This is a genomic window from Mumia sp. Pv4-285, from assembly GCF_041320275.1.
Taxonomy (GTDB): Bacteria; Actinomycetota; Actinomycetes; order Propionibacteriales; family Nocardioidaceae; genus Mumia; species Mumia qirimensis.
Window position 1 is genome coordinate 3595386 of the sequence record NZ_CP162023.1, and the last position, 21844, is coordinate 3617229.

A 21844-nucleotide genomic window follows, 5' to 3' on the forward strand; every position below is an offset into this window, starting at 1 on the left:
AGCTGACCGACTGACTGACCGGAGGACCTCTGTCATGGCTGAGAAGCAGTCCGTCCTCGGCCGCGTCACTGCGCTCGCGCAGGCCGACGTCGAGACGCTGATCGACGACTCCGCCGACCCTGAGGCGCTGTTCATCGCACTCGGACGCGCCTTCACGACGACGATCGCCGAGGCCGAGGAGGCGCTCGCGGCCGCGGTCGCCACCAAGCGGCTGACCGAGCACGACCGGTCCGAGGACCGGCAGACCGCCGACGACTGGGGTGTCCACGCCGCGACCGCCGCCTACCACGCGGCCGAGCTGCGGGTCGAGGGCAACATGAGCGGTGCCGCGATCTTCGAGGGCCTGGCCCGCGCAGCCCTCGAGCGCCAGCTCACCACCGAGCAGGCCGTCGCGGACGCCGCCGGCATCGTCGCCGCCCTGGCGTCGTACGTCGATCGGCTGCGCGAGCAGCTCGACCTCGCCAAGGACCGGCTCGCCCTCGTGCAGGAGCGTCGGGCTCACCAACTGGGGCACGTCGAGCCGAGCGACGGCCGCGTGCTCGACCCCGAGACCGCCGACGTCCTCGACCCTGACAGCGACCTGTGGACCTTCGAGCAGAAGCTCCTTCGGGAGGACGAGCGCCAGACCTCGGGAGTTGACCGTCCGTCGTTCCTCGACGAACGCTTCACCGGATCGGTCGACCCGTCCCTGCGGGGCGAGATCGAGCGTCGCCTCGAGCTGCTCTCCCCCGACGAGGACGAGCTCGTCGCCGCGCTCGCTGCCCGTGCGTCCGCCGAGGCCGAACGGGTCGCGGACGAGGCCGAGGCGATGGCAGCGCGCGCACAGGCGCAGCACGACTCGGCCGACCTCGACCTCGACGAGTGGGAGAGCAGCGACACTGCCAGCGCCCCGGAGTCAGCCGACTCCCATGTGGCGCAACCGCCGGTCGCGGGCCCGCAGGTGGCGGCCCCCCAGGTCGCGGCCGCCGAGCCTGTGGAGGCGGCAGAGACAGAGGCAGAGGCAGAGGCAGAGGCAGAGCCTGAGCCCGAGACCCAGCCTGCGGCCGAGCCGGCACCTGCGGCGGAGGTTCCTGCCGTCGACGTCGACGCGGACGTCGACATCCCCGTCGCCGAGGAGCCAGCAGACGGTACGGAGACGTCCGTCGCCGCAACCCGGGCCGTCGGAGACGAGGCACCCACTCCGGCCGACGAGGCCCCCGACCTGAACCCTCCCGCTGAGGAGGAGTCCGAGACACCCGAGGCAGCACACAGCCTCGACGCACCGGACGAGTCGGGCTCCGAGGAGCGGGCCGACGACGTGGCGACCGCCGCGCCCGCGGTCCCCGCCGGAGAGGCGCCGCCCGAGCAGCCGGCCGACGACGAACCGCTCGCTGCAGAGACGCCTGCCGAGGAGCCGGTCGCCGAGGTGCCGGTCGCCGAGGAGCCGGTCGCCGACGAGCCGGTCGCCGAAGACGGCGGGACACCGTCGGCGACCGCCGACGCCGACGACGTACGACCCGGCGAGCACGCCACCGACGCCGACGCCGACGCACCTCCTTCGCGGTCCGCGTTCACGGACGAGTCACCGGCCCCTGCTGGCGGCGGCCGCCGCCGTGCGGACGTCCCGGTCAAGGGGCCCGACACGCCTCCGCCCGCACCCCCGTCCGGCTTCGCGATGCTCGCCGGCACCGATCCGATCACGCGGACCAACCCGCTCGCCGGCATCGCCGACGTCGAGGCCGCGTACCGTCTCGCTCGCGCACAGGAGGAGACCCAGTGGGACCTCCCGGCGTTCGTGGACGATCCCGAGCCGGAGCCGGGGCCGGCTGGTCCCGCGTCAGCGCCGATCGCTCCGTTGCCGGCCTGGTCGGGCATGACCTTCACTCCGTACGCGCAGTCGAGCTCCGTGCAGCGCGACGAGGACGAGCTGCCGACCGCGGAGTACCCCGCGATCCGGTTCGACACGTTCGGTGGGCAGGCGAGCGCGTTGTCCCCGCTCGTCGAGCCCGCCGAGACGCCCGAGCCGCCGACGACCTCGCACGAGCCGCGCGACGAGACCATCGACGGCGGCCTCGCCGACCCCGGCACCGACCTCGGCCCGCACGTCGAGGACGGGACGGAGCCCGACGCGCTGGCACAGCGACGGGCCCGTCGCTCGCGCGAGCCTCGGACGCCCGGGGTGCCCACGGCGTACGAGTTCGCGTACGACCCCACGCAGGGCCCGGCGCACCCCAGCTTCCTGGATCCGCCGGGTGATGAGGGCGGCGACGACGCGCAGGTGTATCCGCTGCGCCCCCGCAACGACGACAAGCGCCCGGGCCAGCCCCGCTGAGCGGGGCCGGCCGGGCGCCGGCTGAGCAGCCTCAGGTCAGGAGGGTCCGCACCACCCGCAGCCCGACGGACAGACGAGCGAGGTCGGGGCTGTCCTCGCCCCAGATCTCCTCCAACGTCTCCTCGGCACGCTGCAGGACCAGCGCCTCCGACGCCCCCCACTCCCTCACCCGCTCGTGCGGCGAGAGGTCGCCGTCCGTCGTCGCCAGCACCTTGCGGGCCAGCTGACCCTGGACGCCCAGCAGGTCGTCGCGCAACGCGGCCCGCGCCATCGAGCGCCACCGGTCGTCGCGCGGCAGACCCTGGATCCGGTGCGCGAGCCGGTCGAGGCCCAGCTGCTCACCGAGCTCGAGGAAGACGAGAGCGACGGTCTCGACGTCCAGCCCGGTGGAGCGGACGACGTCGGCCATCTCGATCGCACCGTACGCCGGAGCGAGGACGGCGAACTCCTCGGCGTCCTCCCGGGGGACGCCGGCGGCCGCGAGCTCGTCGGCACGCGCTGCCCACGCATCCCGCTCCCGGCCGAGCAGGAAGGTCGGCAGGCTGCGCAGCAGGTGCTCCACCGTCGTACCGAAGTAGTCGACGCTGCCCTCGACGTCGGTGTAGCGGCGATGGTTCACCAGCCACCGCGAGACGCGTTCGACGAGCGCTTGGACGGCACCGCGCATGCGCTCCTGGACGTCGGCGGGGACCACGTTGTCGAGGTCGGCGACGCGCTCGAGCATCGCGCGCTCGCCGCAGATCTCCGCCGCGATCGACCGGGCGCGTGCCAGGTCGGACGCGGTGATGCCGGTCTCTCCCGACAGCCGGTGGAAGTAGGAGATGCCGCCCCGGTTCACCATCTCGTTGACGATCGCCGTGACCACGATCTGCCGGCGCAGCGGATGCTCGGCCATGTCGGCGCGGTACTTGTGCTGCAGGGCCGACGGAAAGTATCTGATCAGGTGTGTCTTGTAGTACGGGTCGTCGGCGATGTCGGAGTCGAGCAGCTCCTCCTCGAGCACGATCTTGGTGTAGGCCAGCAGGACCGCGAGCTCGGGCGCCGTCATCCCGACGCCTTGCGCCCGGCGCTCGGAGACCTGCTTCTCGCTCGGCAGGAACTCGATCGCGCGATTGAGGTAGCCGGCCCGCTCGAGGCGCGTCATCCAGCTCGCGTGCGCGTGGAGCAGGCTCACGGCGGCGTCGACCGACCCGGCGAGCGACACGTTCTGGTCGTAGTTGTCCTCGAGGACCAGCCGCGCCACCTCGTCGGTCATCGACGCGAGCAGCGTGTCCCGCTCGGACTCCGTCAGCTCACCGCGCGCGGTCACGCGGTTGAGCAGGATCTTGATGTTGACCTCGTGGTCGCTGGTGTCGACCCCTGCGGAGTTGTCGATGAAGTCCGTGTCGATCCGGCCACCGGACAGCGCGTACTCGATGCGTCCGAGCTGCGTGAAGCCCAGGTTGCCGCCCTCGCCCACGCACTTGCAGCGCAGGTCGGCCCCGTTGACACGGATGGCGTTGTTGGCCTTGTCGCCGGCGTCGGCGTTCGACTCCGAGGACGCCTTGACGTACGTCCCGATGCCGCCGTTCCACAGCAGGTCGACCGGCGCCTTCAGGATCGCGCGCAGCAGCTCGGGCGGGCTGAGGGTCGTGACGTCACCGTCGATGCCGAGCGCCTCCCTCATCGCGGCACTGACCGGGACGGTCTTCGCGGTGCGCGGGAAGACGCCACCACCCTCCGAGATCAGCGAGCGGTCGTAGTCCGCCCAGCTCGAACGCGGCAGCGCGAAGAGCCGCTGCCTCTCGATGAACGAGGTCGCCGCGTCCGGATCGGGATCCACGAAGATGTGACGGTGGTCGAACGCCGCGACGAGGCGGGTGTGCTCCGACAGGAGCATCCCGTTGCCGAAGACGTCGCCGGACATGTCGCCGATGCCGACGCAGGTGAAGTCCTCACGCTGGCAGTCCACACCCATCTCTCGGAAGTGCCGCTGCACCGAGACCCACGCGCCGCGGGCCGTGATGCCCATGGCCTTGTGGTCGTACCCCGCAGAGCCGCCGGACGCGAACGCGTCGCCCAGCCAGAAGCCGTACTCGGTCGCGATCTCGTTGGCGATGTCGGAGAACGTCGCCGTGCCCTTGTCGGCAGCCACGACGAGGTAGGTGTCGTCGCCGTCGTGCCGGACCACGTCCGGCGGCCCGACGGCCTCGTCGCCGACCCGGTTGTCGGTGAGGTCGAGCATCGAGGAGATGAACGTCTTGTAGCACGCGACGCCCTCCGCCATCCATGCCTCGCGGTCGCTGGGGTCGGGCAGCCGCTTGCAGTAGAACCCGCCCTTGGCGCCGACCGGCACGATGACCGCGTTCTTGACCATCTGCGCCTTGACGAGACCGAGGACCTCCGTACGGAAGTCGTCGCGACGGTCCGACCATCGCAGCCCTCCGCGGGCGACGTTGCCGAACCTCAGGTGCACTCCCTCGACCCGCGGCGAGTAGCAGAAGATCTCGTGCTCGGGTCGAGGCTCCGGCAGGTCCGCGATCTCGCGGGGGGCGAGCTTGAACGACACGTACGACCTGGGCAGGCCGTCGTCGCCGCGCTGGTAGTAGCTCGTGCGCGCGGTGGCGCGTACGAGGGTCCGGTACGACCGCAGGACTCGGTCCGTGTCCAGCCCCTCGACGGCCTCCAGCCGCGCGCGGAGGTCGGTCTCGACGGACTCGGTGAGCGACTTCCGCTCGAGGTCGTCGACCACCGGGTCGAAGCGCGCTTCGAACAGGTCCACGATGCACCGCACGACGTCGGTCTCGGACATGAGGACGTTCTGGAGGGACTCGAGGCTGAAAGGGGTGCCAGCCTGCTGGAGGTAGCGGGCGTACGCGCGCAGCACGACGACCTGACGCCACTCCAGGTCGGCGGCGAGGACGAGCCGGTTGAAGCCGTCCACCTCGGCACGGTCGTCCCAGCACGCGACGAACGCGTCCGTGAGCCGGCGACGCCCCTCCTCGTCGGTGACGGTCTGCGAGCGGGCGTGGAACCAGTAGACCCAGACGGGCTCGGGCGTCCCGAGCCGGTACGGCCGCTCGTCGAGCACGTCGACGCCGTGCGAGGCGAAGACGGGGAGCACGTCGGTCAGCGCCGCCGGCTCACGGGTGTAGAGGCGGAGCCGCAAGGCGTGCGGGTCGTCGGTCGCAGGATCGGGCTCCACGGTCAGGTGGACCCGGGCCCGCGCTCCCTCGAGCAGGGACCGGGCAGCGAGCACGTCGTCGACGGCGTCCACGGCGGGGACGTCCTCCTTGTACGCCGCCGGGAAGACGTCGCGGAACCCCGAGAGCATCGCCGTGGTGCTGGCGGGGCCGAACCGGACGTCGATGGCCTCGCCGAGCGCGTCGGTCCAGGAGCGCACGGCCGCGGCGACCTCGCCCTGCAGCTCGGCGGGCTGGACCGTGCCGAGCTGCTCACCAGGGCGCGGACGGACGACGAGATGGACCCGCGCCAGGGGCGACTCGCTCACCCACACGCCGTAGTCGATCATCGGGTCTCCGCCGACCCGGTCCGCGATCATGGCCTCGACCTTGTGACGGACCGCCGTCGTGTAGAGGTCACGCGGGAGATAGACGAGGCACGACAGGAAGCGCTCGTAGGGGTCACGGCGCACGAAGAGCTGCACGTGGCGGCGCTCCTGCAGGTGGATCAGCGCCTCGGCGATCTCCGACAGCCCGGCGACCGGCACCTGGAACAGCTCGTCACGCGGGTACGTCTCGAGGAGGTCGAGGATCTCCTTGGCCGCATGGCTGTCCGGGTCGTACCCGAGCGTCGAGACCACCTGGTCGACCTTGCGGTCGAGGATCGGGATGCGGGTGATGCTGCCCGTGTACGCCGAGGAGGCGAGCAGCCCGAGGAACCGGAGCTCGCCGACGACGTTGCCGGCGGCGTCGAACGTCTTGATGCCGATGTAGTCGAGGTAGCTGCTGCGGTGCACCGTCGAGCGGGAGTTGGCCTTGGTGATCACCAGGACCGTCCGCTCCCGCGCACGCTCCCGGGACGACTTCGGGAGGCGGTTGAGCCTCGTCGACTCGCGCCGCTCGTGCCGCAGGATGCCGAGACCGCTGCCCTTCACCGGGCGCAGATGCTCGTCACCGACCTCTCCCTCGAGGTCGTAGGCGCGGTAGCCCACGAACGTGAAGTTGTCGTCGGCCAGCCAGGCGAGCAGCTGGGCTGCCTCGGCGGCCTCCTCGGGCCGGATGCCCGTCGGCGGGTCGGCCCGCAGCTCGGCCACGATCTCGTGCGCGCGCGACCGCATCGGGTGCCAGTCCTCGTTGACCAGCTCCACGTCGTGCAGCACGCGGCGGACACCCTCGAGGACGAGCTCGGCGGCGTCGTCGCGGTCACTGCGGTCGATCTCGAGGTACATCCACGACTCGCGGACGGTGCGGGACCCGTGGGCGCTCGCACCGGCGAGGTGGGCGGACTGCAGCCGACCGGACGCGTCCCGCTCGACGTCGAGCTGCGGGTGGACGAGCCAGTCGACGCCGAAGCCGGCGGTCGCGAGGAACGCGACGGTCGAGTCCACCAGGAACGCCCGGTCGTCGGTCACGACCTGGAGCACCAGGTGCCCGTTCGCCGACCATCCGTCGGTGTCCTTCGTGGGCTCCCACGCCCGAAGCAGGGTCTCCCCCGGTCTGCGCTCCCGCGCGAGCTCGGCATGGCTGAGGACGGCGCCGCGCAAGGTGTCCGGCGACCGCTCCTCTCGTTCGTCAGACGGCACGTGCTGGTAGTACGAGGACACCAGGACATCGATGACCTCGGCGGGCAGCTCGCCTTCCTCCACGGACAAGATCGGACTCCTTCGGATTCACGTCGTTGTGACCCCTTGCACACTACTTTGCCGCCACGAAGCCGCTGCCTGCCATGATGTCCGGATGAAGCTGCACGAGACCGCCGACTACCCCGGCGCCACCCCGGACCAGGTGTTCGACATCATCCGCGACGACGAGTTCCGTGCCTCGGTGTGCGAGAAGATCCACGCCATCGCGTACGAGGTGACCGTCGAGGACGGCGGCGACCGGGTCGATGTCCAGATCGACCGTACGATGCCTGCCGAGATGCCCGACTTCATCAAGAAGATCACCGGCGAGACCGTCGAGGTGCGTCAGGTCGAGTCCTGGGGCCCTCCGGCCGCCGACGGCTCACGGACGGGCACGGTGCGTCTGACGATCAAGGGCCAGCCCGCGTCGATGGACGGCACGATGACGATCCGGCCGGTCGCCGGCGGCTCCGAGCTGACCGTCGACGGCGAGCTGAAGGTCAAGATCCCGCTGATCGGTCGCAAGGTCGAGCCCGAGATCGCCAAGGCCGTCGTCGAGGCGCTGCGGGTGGAGTCGGCGGAGGGCAGGGCCAGGTTCGCCGCAGGCTGACGCAAGACCCGCAGGAACGACCCCACGTTTCACCCCCGAATCTGGGGTGAAACGTCGGGTCCTGTTGTCGGGAGGCCCGTCAGACCGCGGTGCGCCACGAGTACACGACGGAGGTGCCCGTGGCGATGTCCTGGACGGACCGTGAGTGCCGGTTGACGGCCGACCAGAACAGACCGATCGGGAACACGACCACCACGAGGGCGCGCACCGCCGCCCGCCACAGGCGTACGCGGCCGCCGTGACGTCCCAGCACCCTCGTGCCCATCACCTGTCCGCCGAGGGTCTTGCCGCTCGTCGCCCAGCACGCGGTGAGGTAGCCGCCGAGATACAACGCGCCGAGGGCCAGCAGGACGATGAACGGCCAGCGTGGCCAGTGCCAGCTCACCGGGTTGTAGAGGAAGGTCAGCGCGGCGACCCCCGCGTAGGTGCCGGCGACCGCCAGCCCGGCGAGCGCGTAGTCGATCCCGCCTGCGATCGTGCGGGTCACCACACCGGCGGGCTTGCCCTGGAGGTTCGCCCCGGGACCGACCGGATGACTGTGCGCGACGTTCACTGCTCGCCCCGCTCACGGTGGCGACGCCACATCAGCACGCGATCGACCGCTCGTGCGACGACCTCGTCGGCGGTCGCCGCGCCGGACCGCGCCTCGACCACGAGGTCGGCGGCGACGCCGCTGGAGGAGTCGCGGATGATCTCGGGCAGGTCGACGTCCTCGATGACCTGGTTGGCGAGCGAGTCGAGGTCGACGCGGTCACGGACGAGGGCGGTGAGGTCGAGCCCGTCCAGCACGTGCGTGACGATGCGCTGGAGGTCGACCCGGTCGATGACGGTCGCGGTGAGGTCGAGATCGTCGAGCGCGGCCTGGACGACGTCGCCCAGAGCCACCTGCTTCGTCACGAGCTCGGTGAGGTCGAGCTGATCTAGGACGACCGTGACGACCGTCATGACGTCGACGCGCGAGAGGACGAGCGACGTGAGGTCGATCTGGTCCAGCACCGCGTCGGCGACGACGGGGACCGCCTGACGCGCGGTGCGTACGGCGTACTCCTCGGTCTCGCGGCGACGCCGCGCCCCGCGCGACGCGAGACGGCCGATCAGGGTCCCCGGGGCGCGTGACGTGGGGACGAGCGGTGGGTACGCGAGGTGGTGGGCCACCTGCGAGATGGCGGGGCCGAGCAGGGCTCGGGCGGTCACCGCGGCACGCACGCCGATCGTCAGCGTCAGGTCGGCGACTCCGACCACGACGTCGAACGCGGTGGCGGACGCACGTGCGGCCTCGTCGCCGGCGGGCGCGGCGTCGGCTACGTCACCGCCGTCGTCGTCGTCCGGTCCGCTGTCCACGGCTTGAATCTAGAGCACGGACGACGCCACGTCAGCCGCAATGCGTTCGAGGAGGCTCGGCGCGTCGGTGACGCAGCGTGCGAGGTCGGGCTCGAGATCCTGGAGGGCGAAGACACGGTCGACGCCGGCGCCGCGGGCAGCATCGTCGGTCAGGGTCGTACGACCGCAGACGACGAACACCGCGGTCCCCCGCGCGGCGGCACGGGCGGCGACGACCGCAGGACCCTTTCCTCGCAGCGTCTGCTCGTCGAACGAACCCTCGCCGGTGATCACCACGTCGGCCTCGTCGAGGGCTCGGTCGAGCCCGACGAGGTCCAGCACGAGCTCCGCACCCGACCGGGTCTCGGCGCCGAGCAGCGCGAGCGCCGCGAAGCCGACCCCGCCGGCGGCACCGGCGCCGGGCGCGTCGCGCAGGTCGTGTCCCGTCGCGGCCGCGACGACGTCCGCCCATCGCGCGAGCGCCGCGTCGAGGGCCGCGACCTGATCGGGGTCCGCGCCCTTCTGCGGCCCGTAGACGACCGCGGCACCGTGCTCACCCGTGAGCGGGTTGTCGACGTCGCATGCGACCACGAGGGACACGCCGTCGAGGCCGAGACCGTCAAGATCGAGCGAGGCGACGTCGGCGAGACCGGCGCCCCCGTCGCGTACGGAAGCACCGTCCGCGTCGAGCACCCGTGCGCCGAGGGCGGCGAGCATGCCCGCACCACCGTCGGTCGAGGCGCTCCCACCGATCCCGACGACGATGCGGGTCGCCCCGTCGGCGACCGCCGCAGCGACGGCCTCACCGAGACCGCGCGAGGTCGTCGTCAGCGGAGCCGGTCCGTCCTCGAGTCGGACCAGGCCGCACGCGTCGGCCATCTCGACGACGGCGTCGTCGCCGTTCCGCGCGATCGTCGTCGCGACCGGCTGGCCGGTGGGTCCGGCAACGGTCACCGGCACCGGCGTCCAGCCCGCTGCCAGGGCCGCCGCGACCGTACCGTCACCGCCGTCGGCGATCGGGAGCTCCACGGCCTCGGCACCCGCGGCGCGCAGACCGCGAGCGATCGAAGCCGCGACCTGGGCGGCGTCGAGCGACCCCTTGAACTTGTCCGGCGCGACGAGGAACCGGGTCACAGGTAGGGCTCGACGAGCTCGGCGTAGCGGCGAGCCATCGTCGCGACCACGTCCTCGCCCGGCGCCGCCCACACGTCGGCGTTGAAGATCTCGACCTCGACGTCTCCGGTGTAGCCGGTCGCCGCGACCGCGCGCGTGAACGCCGGGAAGTCGACGTGGCCGTCGCCCATCATCCCGCGCCCGAGCAGGTTGTCGGCCGGGATCGGGGTGATCCAGTCACAGACCTGGTAGGCGACGATCCGGTCGCCGGCGCGGGCGATCTGCGCCTCCACGTCGGGCTCCCACCACAGGTGGTAGGTGTCGACGACGACGCCGACCTGCGCGACGGGGTGCTGCTCGGCGATGTCGAGCGCCTGCCGCAGGGAGGAGACGACGCCGCGGTCGGCAGCGAAGATGGGGTGCATCGGCTCGATGCCGAGGCGGACGCCTCGCTCGGCGGCGTACGGCGCGAGCCGGCCGATCGCCTCGGCCGCTCGTTCGCGTGCTCCGACGATGTCCTTGCTCCCGTCCGGCAGCCCGCCGGGGACGAGGACGAGCACGTCGGTCCCGAGCGCGACGCACTCGTCGATCGCGGCGCGGTTGTCGGCGTGCGCGGTCTCGCGGGCGTCGGGATCGGCGGCCGTGAAGAAGCCGCCTCGGCACAAGGAGGACACGCGCAGCCCGCTGTCGGCGACCCAGCGGGCCGCCGTCTCCAGACCGACCTCGGCCACCGGCTCGCGCCAGAGGCCGATCGACGAGAGGCCCGCGGCACGCGTGCCGTCGAGCGCCTCCCGCAGCGACCACTGCGCGGTCGTCCGCTGGTTCAGCGACAGGCGTGACAGTCGCGGGTCGCCCACCGACGGCGTCTCGACGCGCGCTGCGACCCCGCTCGGGACGTCCACCACGGTCGTCATGGACGCGCTCCTGCAGTCTCGAGGAGCAGGCCGAGCCGGTGTGCGGCGAGGTCGGGGTCCGGCAGCAGCCGCGCCTCGTTGGCGAGCGCGAACACCTCGGACAGGTGCACCACGCTGCGCGCCGACTGCAGGCCCGAGACCATCGTGAACCCGGGCTGGTGGCCCGACAGCCACGCGAGGAACGCGATGCCGGTCTTGTAGTAGTAGGTCGGTGCGCTGAAGATGTGCCTCGAGAGCGCCAGGGTCGGCGCCATCTCGGCGTCGTACGTCGCCAGGTCGCCGTCGTCGAGCGCGGCCAGGGCGGCCGACGCTGCTGGGGCGACCGCCGCGAACGCGCCGAGCAGCGCGTCGGAGTGGTGCGTACCGTCTCCGCGGATCAGCTCGGGGTAGTGGAAGTCGTCACCGGTGTAGAGGCGTACGCCCTCCGGCAGGGCTGCGCGCAGACCTACCTCGTGCTCGGCCGACAGCAGCGAGACCTTCACGCCGTCGACCCGGTCGGCGTGCGCCTCGACGAGCTGGAGGAACGTGGCCGTCGCCGTGTCGACGTCGGCCGAGCCCCAGTAGCCGGCCAGGTGGGGGTCGAACGCCTCGCCCAGCCAGTGCAGGACGACCGGCTCGCTGACCTGGCTGAGGACCGTGTCGTAGACCGTCAGGTAGTCCTCGGCCGTCGACGCGATCGCCGCCAGGTGCCGAGACGCCATCACGATCACCTGGGAGCCGGCGCCTTCGATCGCCGCGACCTGCTCGAGGTAGGCATCGGTCACCTCGGCGAGCGTACGGAGCTCGTCACGGTGGTCGGTGCCGGCACCCGAGGCGATCCGCGCACCGACCTCGCGCGCCTGCTCGGCGCTGCGGGTCACGAGGTCGACCACGGCGGGCCAGTCGAGGCCCATGTTGCGCTGGGCGGTGTCCATCGCCTCGGCGACACCCATGCCGTACCGGAACAGGTGGCGCCGGAACGCGAGCGTGGACTCCCAGTCGACCGCCGCCGGGGCGCCGGGGACGTTCTCGCCGAACGGGTCGGCGACCACGTGCGCCGCGGCGAACACGGCCCGGCTCGCGTACGGAGCGGGGTGGTCGGCGAACGTGCGCGCCTCGCGGAGCTCGATGCCCTGCCACGTGCCGTCGGCACGCGGGACCGCGACCGTGCCGCGCGTGGTCGTCACGCCGTCTCCTCGATGCTCACCGTCCGGCCCTCCCGCGACGACTCCAGCGCGGCATCGACCAGCTGGAGCCCGCGCACACCCGACCACAGGTCGTGGCGGTGCGGACGACCGGCGTGCCAGTCGAGGAGGAACTCCTCCCACTGCGCGCGGAACCCGTTCGCGAACTCCTGGTTGTCGGGCACCTCGGACCACTGGTCCCGGAAGACCTGGTCCGTCGGGAGATCCGGGTTCCAGACCGGCTTCGGCGTGCGCACCCGAGACTGCACCTTGCACCCGAAGAGGCCCGCCACTGCGGAGCCCTCCGTGCCGTCGACCTGGAACTCGACGAGCTCGTCCCGGTTGACGCGGACCGCCCACGAGGAGTTGATCTGCGCGACGATGCCGCCCTCGAGCTCGAAGATGCCGTACGCCGCGTCGTCCGCGGTCGCCTCGTAGGCCTCGCCCTTCTCGTCCCAGCGCTTCGGGATGTGCGTGACCGCGCGGGTCGTCACCTTCTCGACCTTGCCGAGGATGTTCTCGAGGACGTAGTTCCAGTGGCAGTACATGTCGAGGACCATCCCGCCGCCGTCCTCGGCGCGGTAGTTCCAGCTCGGACGCTGGGCGGGGATGAGGTCGCCCTCGAAGACCCAGTAGCCGAACTCGCCCCGCACCGACAGGATGCGGCCGAAGTAGCCGGCGTCGACCAGCCGGCGCAGCTTGAGCAGGCCCGGCAGGTAGAGCTTGTCGTGGACGACGCCGTTGAGGATGCCTGCGGCGTCAGCCGCACGGGCGATCTCGACCCCCTCGCCGACGGTCTCGGCGATGGGCTTCTCGGTGTAGATCGCCTTGCCGGCCGCGATCGCCTTGAGGAGCGACTTCTTGCGCTCCGACGTGACGAGGGCGTCGAAGTAGATCGGCGCGGTCTCGTCGGCCAGGGCCTCGTCGACGTCCACCGTCCACTCGGCGATGCCGTGACGCTCGGCGAGCTCGGCGAGCTTGTCGGCGTTGCGGCCGACGATCACCGGCTCGACCTGGAGGCGGCTCCCGTCGGGCAGCTCCACGCCGCCCTCGTCCCGGATCGCGAGGATCGAGCGGAGCAGGTGCTGGCGGTACCCCATCCGACCGGTGACGCCGTTCATGACGATCCGGACGCTCTGCTGTGCCATGGACTTCACCCGTTCTCTCGTGTGGCGGTCTCGGCCGGCGTGGCCTGTGCGTGGGCGGGCTCGCTCGGACGCCCGCCGAGGTAGAGCGCACCGAGCTGGGGGTCGGCGAGGAGCTCGGGCGCGGGGCCCGAGATGTGGACGCGTCCCAGGTCGAGCACGCAGCCGACGTCGGCGGTCTCGAGGGCGCGTCGGGCGTTCTGCTCGACGAGGAGCACGGCGATGCCCGCGTTGCGCATGCGGACCACCTGGTCGAAGACCGTGGCGGTCGTCTTGGGGTCGAGGCCCATCGACGGCTCGTCGAGGAGCACCACCTTCGGGCTCACCATCAGCGAGCGGGCGAACTCGACCTGCTTCTGCTGTCCACCGGACAGCAGGCCGGCGAGCTGCTTCCACCGCTCTCCGACGATCGGGAAGAGCGACTGGACGAACTCCATCCGCTCCGCCACCTTCGCCTTGTCGCGCACGGTGAACGCGCCGAGCATGACGTTCTCCTCGACCGTCATCTCGCGGAACACGCTGTGCCCCTGGAGGACGTGGGCGAGACCCGAGGCGAGCATCGCCTGGGGGCCTTGACCGGTCACGTCGACGCCGTCGACGACGACCGACCCCGACCGTGGGGTCAGCAGTCCGCTGGCCACCTTCAGGACGGTCGACTTGCCGGCGCCGTTCGGGCCGACGAGGCAGACCACCGAACCGGCGGGCACCTTCACGGTGAGGCCGCGGAGCACGAGCGCGGCGCGCCCGTACCCGGCCTCGATGTCGTTGAGCTCGAGCAGGTAGTCAGACACCGAGATACGCCTCCAGCACTCGCGGATCGGACTGGACCTCCGACGGAGGTCCTTCGGCGATCGGTCGACCGCGGTCGAACACGATGACGTGGTCGCTCAGGCTCATCACCATCTCCATGTTGTGCTCCACGACGACGAAGGTCCTGCCCTCGGCGTTGAGCTCGCGGATGAGGGTGCCGATCCGACCGATCAGAGCCGGGTTCACACCACCGGCGGGCTCGTCGAGCATGATGAGGTCGGGCTCGGCCATGAGGACACCGGCGAGCTCGAGCAGCTTCTGCTGGCCGTACGAGATGTCGGCCGCCTCGGACCGCTCCAGGTGGTCGATGCCGACGCGCCGCAGGTAGCCCCGGGCGCGCTCGATCTCGTCGTCGTCGCGCGCACCCTTGAGCAACGAGCGCAGCCCGTCGGTGCGGTGGGCGACCAGGACGTTCTCGAGGACGGTCATCCGCGGGAAGATCCGGCACAGCTGGAAGCTGCGACCGATCCCTGCTCGCGCGATCCGGTGCGGCGACCGTCCGGTGACGTCGTTGCCCCGGTAGGTGACCTTGCCCGAGTCGGGCTTGATCATCCCTGTGACGCAGTTGAAGAACGTCGTCTTGCCGGACCCGTTCGGGCCGATCAGCGCGTTCACCTTGCCCTCGTGGAAGGTCACGGTCGCGTCGTCCACGGCCTTCACCCCACCGAAGGCCTTGCTGAGCGAGACCGTGGCGAGGCTCTCGCGGGGAGGTGCGATCGGGTTCGCGCTGGTGGTCATCGCTTCGTCCTCTCTGGTGTGGCAGCGCCCGTGGCGGCGGTGTGCCGATCCGCCCGCTCGGACGTCTCCTCCTCGTCGCGCTCCAGCAGCTGCGCGGCCGTCATCTCCCGGATCGAGCTGCGCTCCGGGGTGAACCGGTCGACGAGCTTCATCCCGGCCGGGATGATCCCGTCGGGCATGAAGAGGACGACGACGCCGAGCAGCAGACCGGTGGCGACGAGGTGGAACTGGGTGTCACCGAACTCGAGCTTGAAGTACTCCAGAGCGGTGCCCACGATGAGCGCGCCGAGCAGCGGGCCGTACAGCTGGCGGACGCCGCCGAGCAGCGCCATCAGCACCATGTAGGAGCCGATCAGGATCGAGAACTGGAACACCGGGTCCAGGTCGCCGAACCACAGCGCGTACATGCCGCCACCGAGCGCGGTGAAGAACGCCGAGACGACGTACACGACGAGCTTGTACGAGTAGGTCGGGATGCCGAGGGCCTCCGCCTTGTCCTCGTCCTCGCGGATGGCCTTGAGACCCATCCCGAACCGGGAGCGGTCGATCAGCCACCAGCAGAGCAGCGTCACCGCGAGGAGCGCCGCGAACAGGTAGAAGAACGTCTCGTGGTGCTCGGGACGCAGCATGTCCGGGAACGGACGCGGCACGACCAGGCCGTTCGAGCCACCCGTGAAGTCGCTCCAGCTCTGGAAGACCAGCAGCATGATGAGCACGAGCGCGATCGACACGATGACGAACGACGCCCCACGCACCCGCAAGGCAGCCCAACCGACCGGGATCGCGAAGATCGCGACCAGGACGCCCGCGACTGCCCAGGCGACGAAGCTCGAGAGCTCCATCTTGGTGATCAGCAGCGCCGTCCCGTACGCCCCGAGGCCGAACCATGCCGCGTGGCCGAGCGAGATGTAGCCGGTGAACCCGCCGACGAAGTTCCACGACGTGGAGAGCACCGCGTAGCTGAGCACGACGATGCCGGCCGACAGGATGTAGGGGTTGGCGGCCCAGCTGGGGAAGGTCAGCAGTGCAGCCGCGCACGCGGCGAACACCACGACCTTCGCCACGAAGACCTTAGAAACGCTGGGCAAGACGACCTCCGAAGAATCCTTGCGGCCGCAGCATCAGCGTGGCGAACAGCGCCACGTAGAAGATGGTCTGCGCCCACGTCGTCCCCATCGGGATCTGCAGCAGGCTCTGCCCGATGCCGAGCACCATCGCGGCGATCGCGGCGCCGGGGATGCTCCCCAGGCCGCCCACGACGATGATCGCCATCAACGGGCCGATCCAGTGCCAGTGCAACGACGGGTAGATGGTCGCGTCGAGCGACAGCGCCGTGCCGCCGATCGCCGCGGTGGCCAGACCGAGGCCGAAGCCGTAGCCCGCCACCCGGTCGGTCTTGATGCCGACCAGCTGGGCGGCCTCCTTGTGCTGGATGGTCGCACGCAGCGACTGGCCGAACTTCGTGTACTTCATGATCACGTACAGCGCGGCGAGCGACGACGCGGCCAACCCGAACGTGATGAGCTTGACCACCGCGACGTGGGCGCCGAACACCTCGATGCTCTCGCCGCTGTAGCCGAGCTGGATGCGGCGCTGCGTGCCCGAGAACACGAAGCCCAGCAGGCCCTCGATCGTCAGGGCGATCGCGAAGGTCAGCAGCACCGACATCATCGTGAGTGTCACCGGTCGGAGCCTCGCCACGAGCAGCCGCTGCATCAGGACGCCGACGGCGAAGAAGAGCGGGACCGTGACGATCAGGGAGAGCAACGGGTCGATGCCGGTCTCGCGGTGGAACCACCACGCGAGGTAGGCCGCGAGGATGAGGAACGCCGAGTGCGCGATCATCACCACCCGCATGATCCCGAAGTAGAGCGTGAGCCCGGCTGCCAGGAGGGCGTAGAGCCCTCCCAGCAGGATCCCCAGGATCAGGCTCTGGAAGAGGAGCGAGCCATCCATCAGCGCGTCACCAAGCCGGCTTCGGGTAGATGATGTCGGCTTCCTTGACGTCCTCCGGGAGGACGATCTTGATCTCGCCACCGACGTACTGCTGGATCATGTGGGCGCCCTGCGGGCGGCCGTCGGCGTCCCAGCTCAGCGGCCCGACGACGGTCTCGACCTCGTTCTCGTGGAGCCAGTCGATCATCTTCTGCTGGCACTCGCCCTGCTCGGCGCACCCGGCGGCCTCGACGGCGGCGGCGACGACCTGGCCGGTCGTGTAGGCGTTGGCCTCGTCCTCGCCGGGCGGGTTGCCGTTGCGCTTGGTGTAGCTCTCGACGAACTCCTTGTTGGTGGCCACGGTGGCCTCCGTCGTGTAGCCGGTGGGCGAGAGGATGCCCTCCGTCTTGTCACCGATCGCCTCGGGGAACTCGGGGTTGGTCGGTGCGGTCGAGAACGCCGCCAGCTTCGGCTGGTAGTCGAGCTGCTGGAGCGCCACGATCAGGTTGACCGCGTCCTGGTACTGGGTGCCGCCCACGATCATGTCGGCGTCGGACGACTCGATCTTCGCGGCGATGCTGCTGAAGTCGGTGGTGTTCGGCGGGTACTTCTCGTCGACCACGGTCTTGACGCCCGCGGCCTCCATCTTGTCCTTGAGGCCGTACGCCGTGCCCATCGCGAACGGGTCGTCCATGGCCGCGTACGCCGCGGTCTTGGGGCGCTGGTCGGCGGGGAGGGCCTCGATCCACTCGGCGAGGTAGTTGTAGTGGTCGTTCGCGACCGCGGGGGCGGCGTAGAAGAGGTTGCCGAAGCCCTGCTCGAAGACCTCCGGAGCCGCACCTGCCGGCTCGACGAACAACATGCCGTACTCGTCGGCGACGCGGGCTGCGGGGACGACCAGGCGGGTCGAGAACGGCCCGAACACCAGGTCGACCTCGTCCTGGGCGATCAGGGACTCGTAGTCGGCGACGACGCGGTCCGCGTTGGACTGGTCGTCGAGGATCTTCAGCTCGACCTTGCGTCCGAGGAGGCCGCCGGCGTCGTTGACGTCCGCCGCCCACGCCTCGTACCCGCGCTGGACGCCCTTGCCCGGCTCGGCGAAGTCACCCGTCAGGGGGAGCGAGACGCCGATGGTGATGGGGCCTTCGTCGTCACCGGAGCCGGAGTCAGATCCTCCGCATGCGGTGAGGGCCAGGGATGCGGCGCCGAGGATGGCGCCGATCCGCATGATGCTCGTTGTCTTCATCGACATGACACTCCTACGATTTGAGGTCCGCGTGTCCGGGCCGCCGTAAGCGCTTTCGTAAGCGCTTACGTAGGATAGACAGGGAACGGCGACTGTGGCAAGCGTCACAAGTCGCGGGGGGCGGGCGTACCGCCCCAGGATGCATGCCCAACGCAAAGCCGAGAAGGGGGAACCGGATGGCGAGAGGTCGAACCGCGCCACGGCTGGTGGACGTGGCCGAGCGGGCGGGCGTCTCGCTCGCGACCGCGTCGCGCGCACTGTCCGGACGCGACGGCGTCAGCCCGGCCGTCGCGCAGCGGGTCCAGGAGGTCGCCTCCGAGCTCGGCTACGTGGTCAACGCGCACGCCCGCTCGCTGGCCGGCGGCTCCGCCTCGGTGGTCGGGCTCATCGTCCACCAGATCGACGACCCGTACTTCTCCGAGATCGCGGCCGGCGTCATCTCGGTCGCCTACGAGCACGGCATCACCGTGCAGATCTGCCACTCGGCGCGCGACCCCGAGAACGAGCTCCGTCAGATCCGTACGCTCATCGCCAACAACGTCCGCGCGATCATCGTCGCGGGCTCCGGATACGTCGGCGAGGACGTCGAGACCGCCGCGAAGCGCGAGCTCGCCGCGTTCCAGGACACCGGCGGCCGCGTCGCCGTGATCGGTCGTCACGCCCTGCGGGCCGACGCCGTGCTGCCGGACAACGAGGACGCGGGCGCCGCACTGGCCGAGCACCTGGTCGAGCTGGGCCACCGCCGGATCGCGATCGCTTCAGGGACGGTCAACCTGACGACCGTCGTCGACCGGCTCGCCGGCATCGAGCGCGCGCTCGCCGGCCACGGCATCGACATCGACGACCTCCCGCTCGTGGAGGCCGAGTTCACCCGGGACGGAGGCGCGTACGCCACCGAGCGGATCGTCGCCGACCATCCCGCCACCACCGCCATCATCGCCCTGAACGACGCGATGGCGATCGGCGCGCTCGCGACGTTGCGGTCGCACGGGATCGCCGTGCCGTCGCACATGTCCGTGGTCGGGTTCGACGACGTGACCGTCGCCGCCGACCTCGCACCCAGCCTCACGACGGTCCGGCTCCCGATGACCGAGATGGGTGCAGACGCGCTCATGATGGCGCTGAAGGACCACTCGTCGCGGCCTCGCCGTCGCCACACAGGCCACGAGCTGATGGTCCGCGACTCCAGCGGCCCCGCTCGCGTCTGACACGCAGAAGGGGGCGACGGGCTCCGGCCCGCCGCCCCCTCCGTCACGTCACTCGACGCGGCGGAACTGCTGGTTCACCTCCAGCTTCGTGAGGGAGCTGTCGAGGAACATCAGGCTGTCCATCCGGCAGTTGCAGGGGTTCCGCTCGGAACCGTTCTGCGGGAAGCTGCCACCGATCTTGATACCGCGCGGGTTGGTCGCGGACGTGACTTCCTCACCGGGGGCGGCGTTGCCCCACGGGTCGTCGGTCCGGGTGTAGAAGCCCGGGATCGGCTTGCCGTTCTTGTACAGCGCCATGGTGCCGTTCGTGTAGTTGAACGTCGCGGCGATGTGGACCCACTCACCCTGCGGGAGCAGCGTGCGCCAGTCCTCCGACGCGGCGAACGTCTGCGACGCACCGGTGTCGACGCGTCGTCCGAGCGCGACCAGCCGCAGCTCGCCGTTGACGTCGATCAGCTCCAGCAGCGCCCGGACACCGTGGCCGTCGGAGTTCCCGGAGAGCACCCCGGCGAGCCCGATCGCGTTGTAGCGGTCGTTCGGGTCGGGAGTGTTCGTGTTGAGGGACGGTCCGTCGCCGGTCATCTTGACCCAGCCCATCACCGTGATCCCCTTGGCCGAGCTGAACCGCGACAGCGACTCCACACCGTCGGCGTCGTCCTCGTAGACCCCTGCCTTCCACGGCAGCTGACCGTTCGCCGGGTCGGCTTCGCGCAGCTGGATCGAACGCTTGCTGCCGTCGAACGCCCCGTCCTTCACCCGCATGTCGGAGCCACCGTTGATCAGGTCGATCGTGGTGCCCGACGGGCCTCGGTCGAGCTCGACGTCGCGCGACCAGGGCCGCTCGAAGTCGTAGTGGGAGACCATGTACGGCGTCAGCGCCGGGTGGACGTCGCGGTCGTGCTTGACCTTCTTGGTGCCGACGATCTTCCACACCTTGCCGTTGGCCTTCGCGAGCAGGTAGAGCTCGTCGCCACCGTCGCGGCCGAGCCGCAGGTCGACCCGCCGGTCGCCCGACAGGATCGGCGTCGTGACCTCGTTGCCCTGCTCGTCGAACAGCGTGAGCTCGTGGATCTGGGCCGCCGGACCGCCGCGGACCATCTCGTCGTCCTCGGTGTACATCACGCGACCGTCGACGAGGTCGGCGAAGAGGTACTTGTCCTTGAGCTTCGGGACGTCCTTGCCTCGGTAGACGAAGCCACCGCTGACGGCGTGACCGACGTCCGCACCGCACGGGTACCCCGGCGGCGGGTTGTGGTCGTACTGCGCGACCGGGTAGTTGTAACCGTTCTCCTCGTCGCCCTCGGGCAGCGGGTACAGGTTGCAGCGGTCCGCCTTGTCGAACAGGAAGGACCCCTCGCGCTCGCTCCAGCCGGAGTTGTCGCCGGCCTTGATGTCGTAGATCGCCTCGACGTCCTTCTCGCCGATGTGGCCGAGCAGGAGGCGCTCCGAACCGCCGGTGTCCCAGCTGAAGCGGTGCGGGTCGCGGAAGCCGTACGCGTAGATCTCGCCGATCGCGCCCGGCGTGCCGACGAACGGGTTGTTCGACGGGATGCCGTACTTGCCGTTGTCGCTGCTCGTCCCGGTGGGGTCGATGCGCAGCAGCTTGCCCTGGGGGGTGCCCAGGTTCTGGGGCTCGTCGGTGCTGACGCCGATGCCGCCGTCGCCGGACGCGACGTACAGCAGGCCGTAGTCGTCGTCGCGCCGGTCGGCGTTCGGGTTGAACTCGATCTGCTGGATGCCGTGGATGCGCGTGGCGTAGCCGAGGCGGAGCACCTCACGGTGCGTGCCGCTGAAGGTGTTCGCCCTCGGGTTGTCGGCGGTCCACTCCGTGATCACGCCGTGGTACGCCGTGTTGGGCTGCGGCGTCAGGTCGGGCGTCTTGTTGGTGAGCGCGCCGAACGCCTCCGTGTGCACGGTGTAGAACTTGCCGTTGCGCTTGAAGTCGGGGTGCCAGGTGACGAAGCCGAAGCCGCTGCCCATGCCGGCACCGGAGAAGAAGTCGGCACCCACCGCGGCCTTCAGGTCGAGGTACGGCGTGGGCGCGCCCGGGTTGCCGTGCTTGCCGCCGCCACGCATCAGGTAGAGCGTGCCGTTGAGGTCGGGCACGTAGAGCCTTCCGGAGTCGTCCGGGAGCTCGCCGAGGTAGTTGATGCGCGCGTGCCGCATCAGGCGCGGGTCGGTCGGGGCGGGTGTCGGCTCCGACTTCGGGAATTGGGCGACCTCCTCGACCACGAGCCCGAAGTCGGCCATGACCGGCTCCGGGAGCGGGTCGGTGAGGGGTGCAGGCGCGGCGGGATCTGCCGCCGTCGCCATCGTGGCTGTGGTCATCGTCGCGGCGACCAGTGCGGCCGCAGCGACGAGACTCCACCTTCGTTGGGTCATTCCATCCACCATCCGTGTGTCGTCAGAGGGTTTCGCAGATGGCTCGAGACGAGGTCGTCGAGAACGTGCATTCCGAGACCGTCGTCTCCCCGAGACCGAGCCTTCTCAGATGTGCCGAAAGCGCTTCCGTAAACGCTTTCGTGAAACGTACGGGTATGACGTAGGT

16 protein-coding genes are annotated in these 21844 nt (G+C 70.5%); 3 read left to right on the top strand and 13 right to left on the bottom strand.

Annotated features, from left to right (window positions below; translation table 11 throughout):
- Positions 1-34 precede the first annotated feature (34 nt).
- Positions 35-2311 (top strand): PspA/IM30 family protein, encoded by a 2277-nt coding sequence (locus AB3M34_RS17430; protein ID WP_370615844.1) that lies wholly within the window; start codon positions 35-37, stop codon positions 2309-2311.
- 31 nt (positions 2312-2342) lie between these two features.
- On the opposite strand, the gene AB3M34_RS17435 is transcribed toward AB3M34_RS17430, so the two are convergent.
- Positions 2343-7118 carry an NAD-glutamate dehydrogenase gene (locus AB3M34_RS17435; protein WP_370620039.1) on the bottom strand — a complete coding sequence of 1592 codons (4776 nt, stop codon included), beginning with the start codon at positions 7116-7118 and terminating at the stop codon, positions 2343-2345.
- Positions 7119-7209: 91 nt separating this feature from the next.
- Between AB3M34_RS17435 and AB3M34_RS17440 the strand changes: the two genes are divergently transcribed.
- Entirely contained in the window at positions 7210-7704 is a 495-nt protein-coding gene (locus tag AB3M34_RS17440) for a DUF2505 domain-containing protein (RefSeq protein ID WP_370615846.1), read from the top strand.
- 79 nt (positions 7705-7783) lie between these two features.
- On the opposite strand, the gene AB3M34_RS17445 is transcribed toward AB3M34_RS17440, so the two are convergent.
- From AB3M34_RS17445 to AB3M34_RS17495, 11 genes are read right to left on the bottom strand one after another with little or no spacing between them, the layout of a single operon-like run.
- Positions 7784-8257, bottom strand: a complete 474-nt coding sequence (locus AB3M34_RS17445) for an RDD family protein (RefSeq protein WP_370615847.1) — start codon at positions 8255-8257, stop codon at positions 7784-7786.
- Entirely contained in the window at positions 8254-9045 is a 792-nt protein-coding gene (locus tag AB3M34_RS17450; protein WP_370615849.1) for a hypothetical protein, read from the bottom strand. The genes AB3M34_RS17445 and AB3M34_RS17450 overlap by 4 nt, the downstream gene beginning before the upstream one ends.
- A gap of 9 nt (positions 9046-9054) precedes the next feature.
- Positions 9055-10158, bottom strand: coding sequence for a glycerate kinase (locus tag AB3M34_RS17455; protein ID WP_370615851.1), 1104 nt, complete (start codon positions 10156-10158; stop codon positions 9055-9057).
- On the bottom strand, positions 10155-11051 hold the full coding sequence (locus AB3M34_RS17460) for a sugar phosphate isomerase/epimerase family protein (protein WP_370615853.1): 897 nt from the start codon (positions 11049-11051) through the stop codon (positions 10155-10157). Before AB3M34_RS17460 ends, AB3M34_RS17455 begins: the two co-directional genes overlap by 4 nt.
- Positions 11048-12217: a dihydrodipicolinate synthase family protein gene (locus AB3M34_RS17465; RefSeq protein WP_370615855.1), complete on the bottom strand. Its 1170-nt coding sequence runs from the start codon at positions 12215-12217 to the stop codon at positions 11048-11050. Before AB3M34_RS17465 ends, AB3M34_RS17460 begins: the two co-directional genes overlap by 4 nt.
- Positions 12214-13362, bottom strand: a complete 1149-nt coding sequence (locus AB3M34_RS17470; protein ID WP_370615857.1) for a Gfo/Idh/MocA family protein — start codon at positions 13360-13362, stop codon at positions 12214-12216. Before AB3M34_RS17470 ends, AB3M34_RS17465 begins: the two co-directional genes overlap by 4 nt.
- Positions 13363-13367: 5 nt before the next feature.
- Positions 13368-14150 carry an ABC transporter ATP-binding protein gene (locus tag AB3M34_RS17475; RefSeq protein ID WP_370615858.1) on the bottom strand — a complete coding sequence of 261 codons (783 nt, stop codon included), beginning with the start codon at positions 14148-14150 and terminating at the stop codon, positions 13368-13370.
- The gene (locus AB3M34_RS17480; RefSeq protein ID WP_370615860.1) at positions 14143-14907 is read right to left on the bottom strand and encodes an ABC transporter ATP-binding protein; all 765 of its coding nucleotides are present in this window, start codon (positions 14905-14907) and stop codon (positions 14143-14145) included. The genes AB3M34_RS17475 and AB3M34_RS17480 overlap by 8 nt, the downstream gene beginning before the upstream one ends.
- Positions 14904-15995, bottom strand: a complete 1092-nt coding sequence (locus tag AB3M34_RS17485) for a branched-chain amino acid ABC transporter permease (protein ID WP_370615862.1) — start codon at positions 15993-15995, stop codon at positions 14904-14906. Before AB3M34_RS17485 ends, AB3M34_RS17480 begins: the two co-directional genes overlap by 4 nt.
- On the bottom strand, positions 15979-16863 hold the full coding sequence (locus AB3M34_RS17490; RefSeq protein ID WP_370615864.1) for a branched-chain amino acid ABC transporter permease: 885 nt from the start codon (positions 16861-16863) through the stop codon (positions 15979-15981). Before AB3M34_RS17490 ends, AB3M34_RS17485 begins: the two co-directional genes overlap by 17 nt.
- Before the next feature lie 7 nt (positions 16864-16870).
- Positions 16871-18094, bottom strand: coding sequence for an amino acid ABC transporter substrate-binding protein (locus AB3M34_RS17495; RefSeq protein WP_370615866.1), 1224 nt, complete (start codon positions 18092-18094; stop codon positions 16871-16873).
- Between the two features lie 170 nt (positions 18095-18264).
- On the opposite strand from AB3M34_RS17495, the gene AB3M34_RS17500 reads away from it, so the two are divergent.
- A complete protein-coding gene (locus AB3M34_RS17500) occupies positions 18265-19296 on the top strand; it encodes a LacI family DNA-binding transcriptional regulator (protein WP_370615867.1) in 1032 nt (343 codons plus the stop codon).
- A gap of 48 nt (positions 19297-19344) precedes the next feature.
- Here AB3M34_RS17500 and AB3M34_RS17505 read toward each other — a convergent pair whose 3' ends face one another.
- Entirely contained in the window at positions 19345-21678 is a 2334-nt protein-coding gene (locus tag AB3M34_RS17505; RefSeq protein WP_370615869.1) for a PQQ-dependent sugar dehydrogenase, read from the bottom strand.
- Positions 21679-21844: the final 166 nt, after the last annotated feature.

Coding starts and splice junctions, on each gene's coding strand:
- AB3M34_RS17440 (WP_370615846.1), top strand. CDS start 7,210: ATGAAGCTGCACGAGACCGCCGACTACCCCGGCGCCACCCCGGACCAG.
- AB3M34_RS17500 (WP_370615867.1), top strand. CDS start 18,265: ATGGCGAGAGGTCGAACCGCGCCACGGCTGGTGGACGTGGCCGAGCGG.
- AB3M34_RS17505 (WP_370615869.1), bottom strand. CDS start 21,678: ATGACCCAACGAAGGTGGAGTCTCGTCGCTGCGGCCGCACTGGTCGCC.
- AB3M34_RS17460 (WP_370615853.1), bottom strand. CDS start 11,051: ATGACGACCGTGGTGGACGTCCCGAGCGGGGTCGCAGCGCGCGTCGAG.
- AB3M34_RS17495 (WP_370615866.1), bottom strand. CDS start 18,094: ATGTCGATGAAGACAACGAGCATCATGCGGATCGGCGCCATCCTCGGC.
- AB3M34_RS17480 (WP_370615860.1), bottom strand. CDS start 14,907: ATGACCACCAGCGCGAACCCGATCGCACCTCCCCGCGAGAGCCTCGCC.
- AB3M34_RS17430 (WP_370615844.1), top strand. CDS start 35: ATGGCTGAGAAGCAGTCCGTCCTCGGCCGCGTCACTGCGCTCGCGCAG.
- AB3M34_RS17490 (WP_370615864.1), bottom strand. CDS start 16,863: ATGGATGGCTCGCTCCTCTTCCAGAGCCTGATCCTGGGGATCCTGCTG.
- AB3M34_RS17470 (WP_370615857.1), bottom strand. CDS start 13,362: ATGGCACAGCAGAGCGTCCGGATCGTCATGAACGGCGTCACCGGTCGG.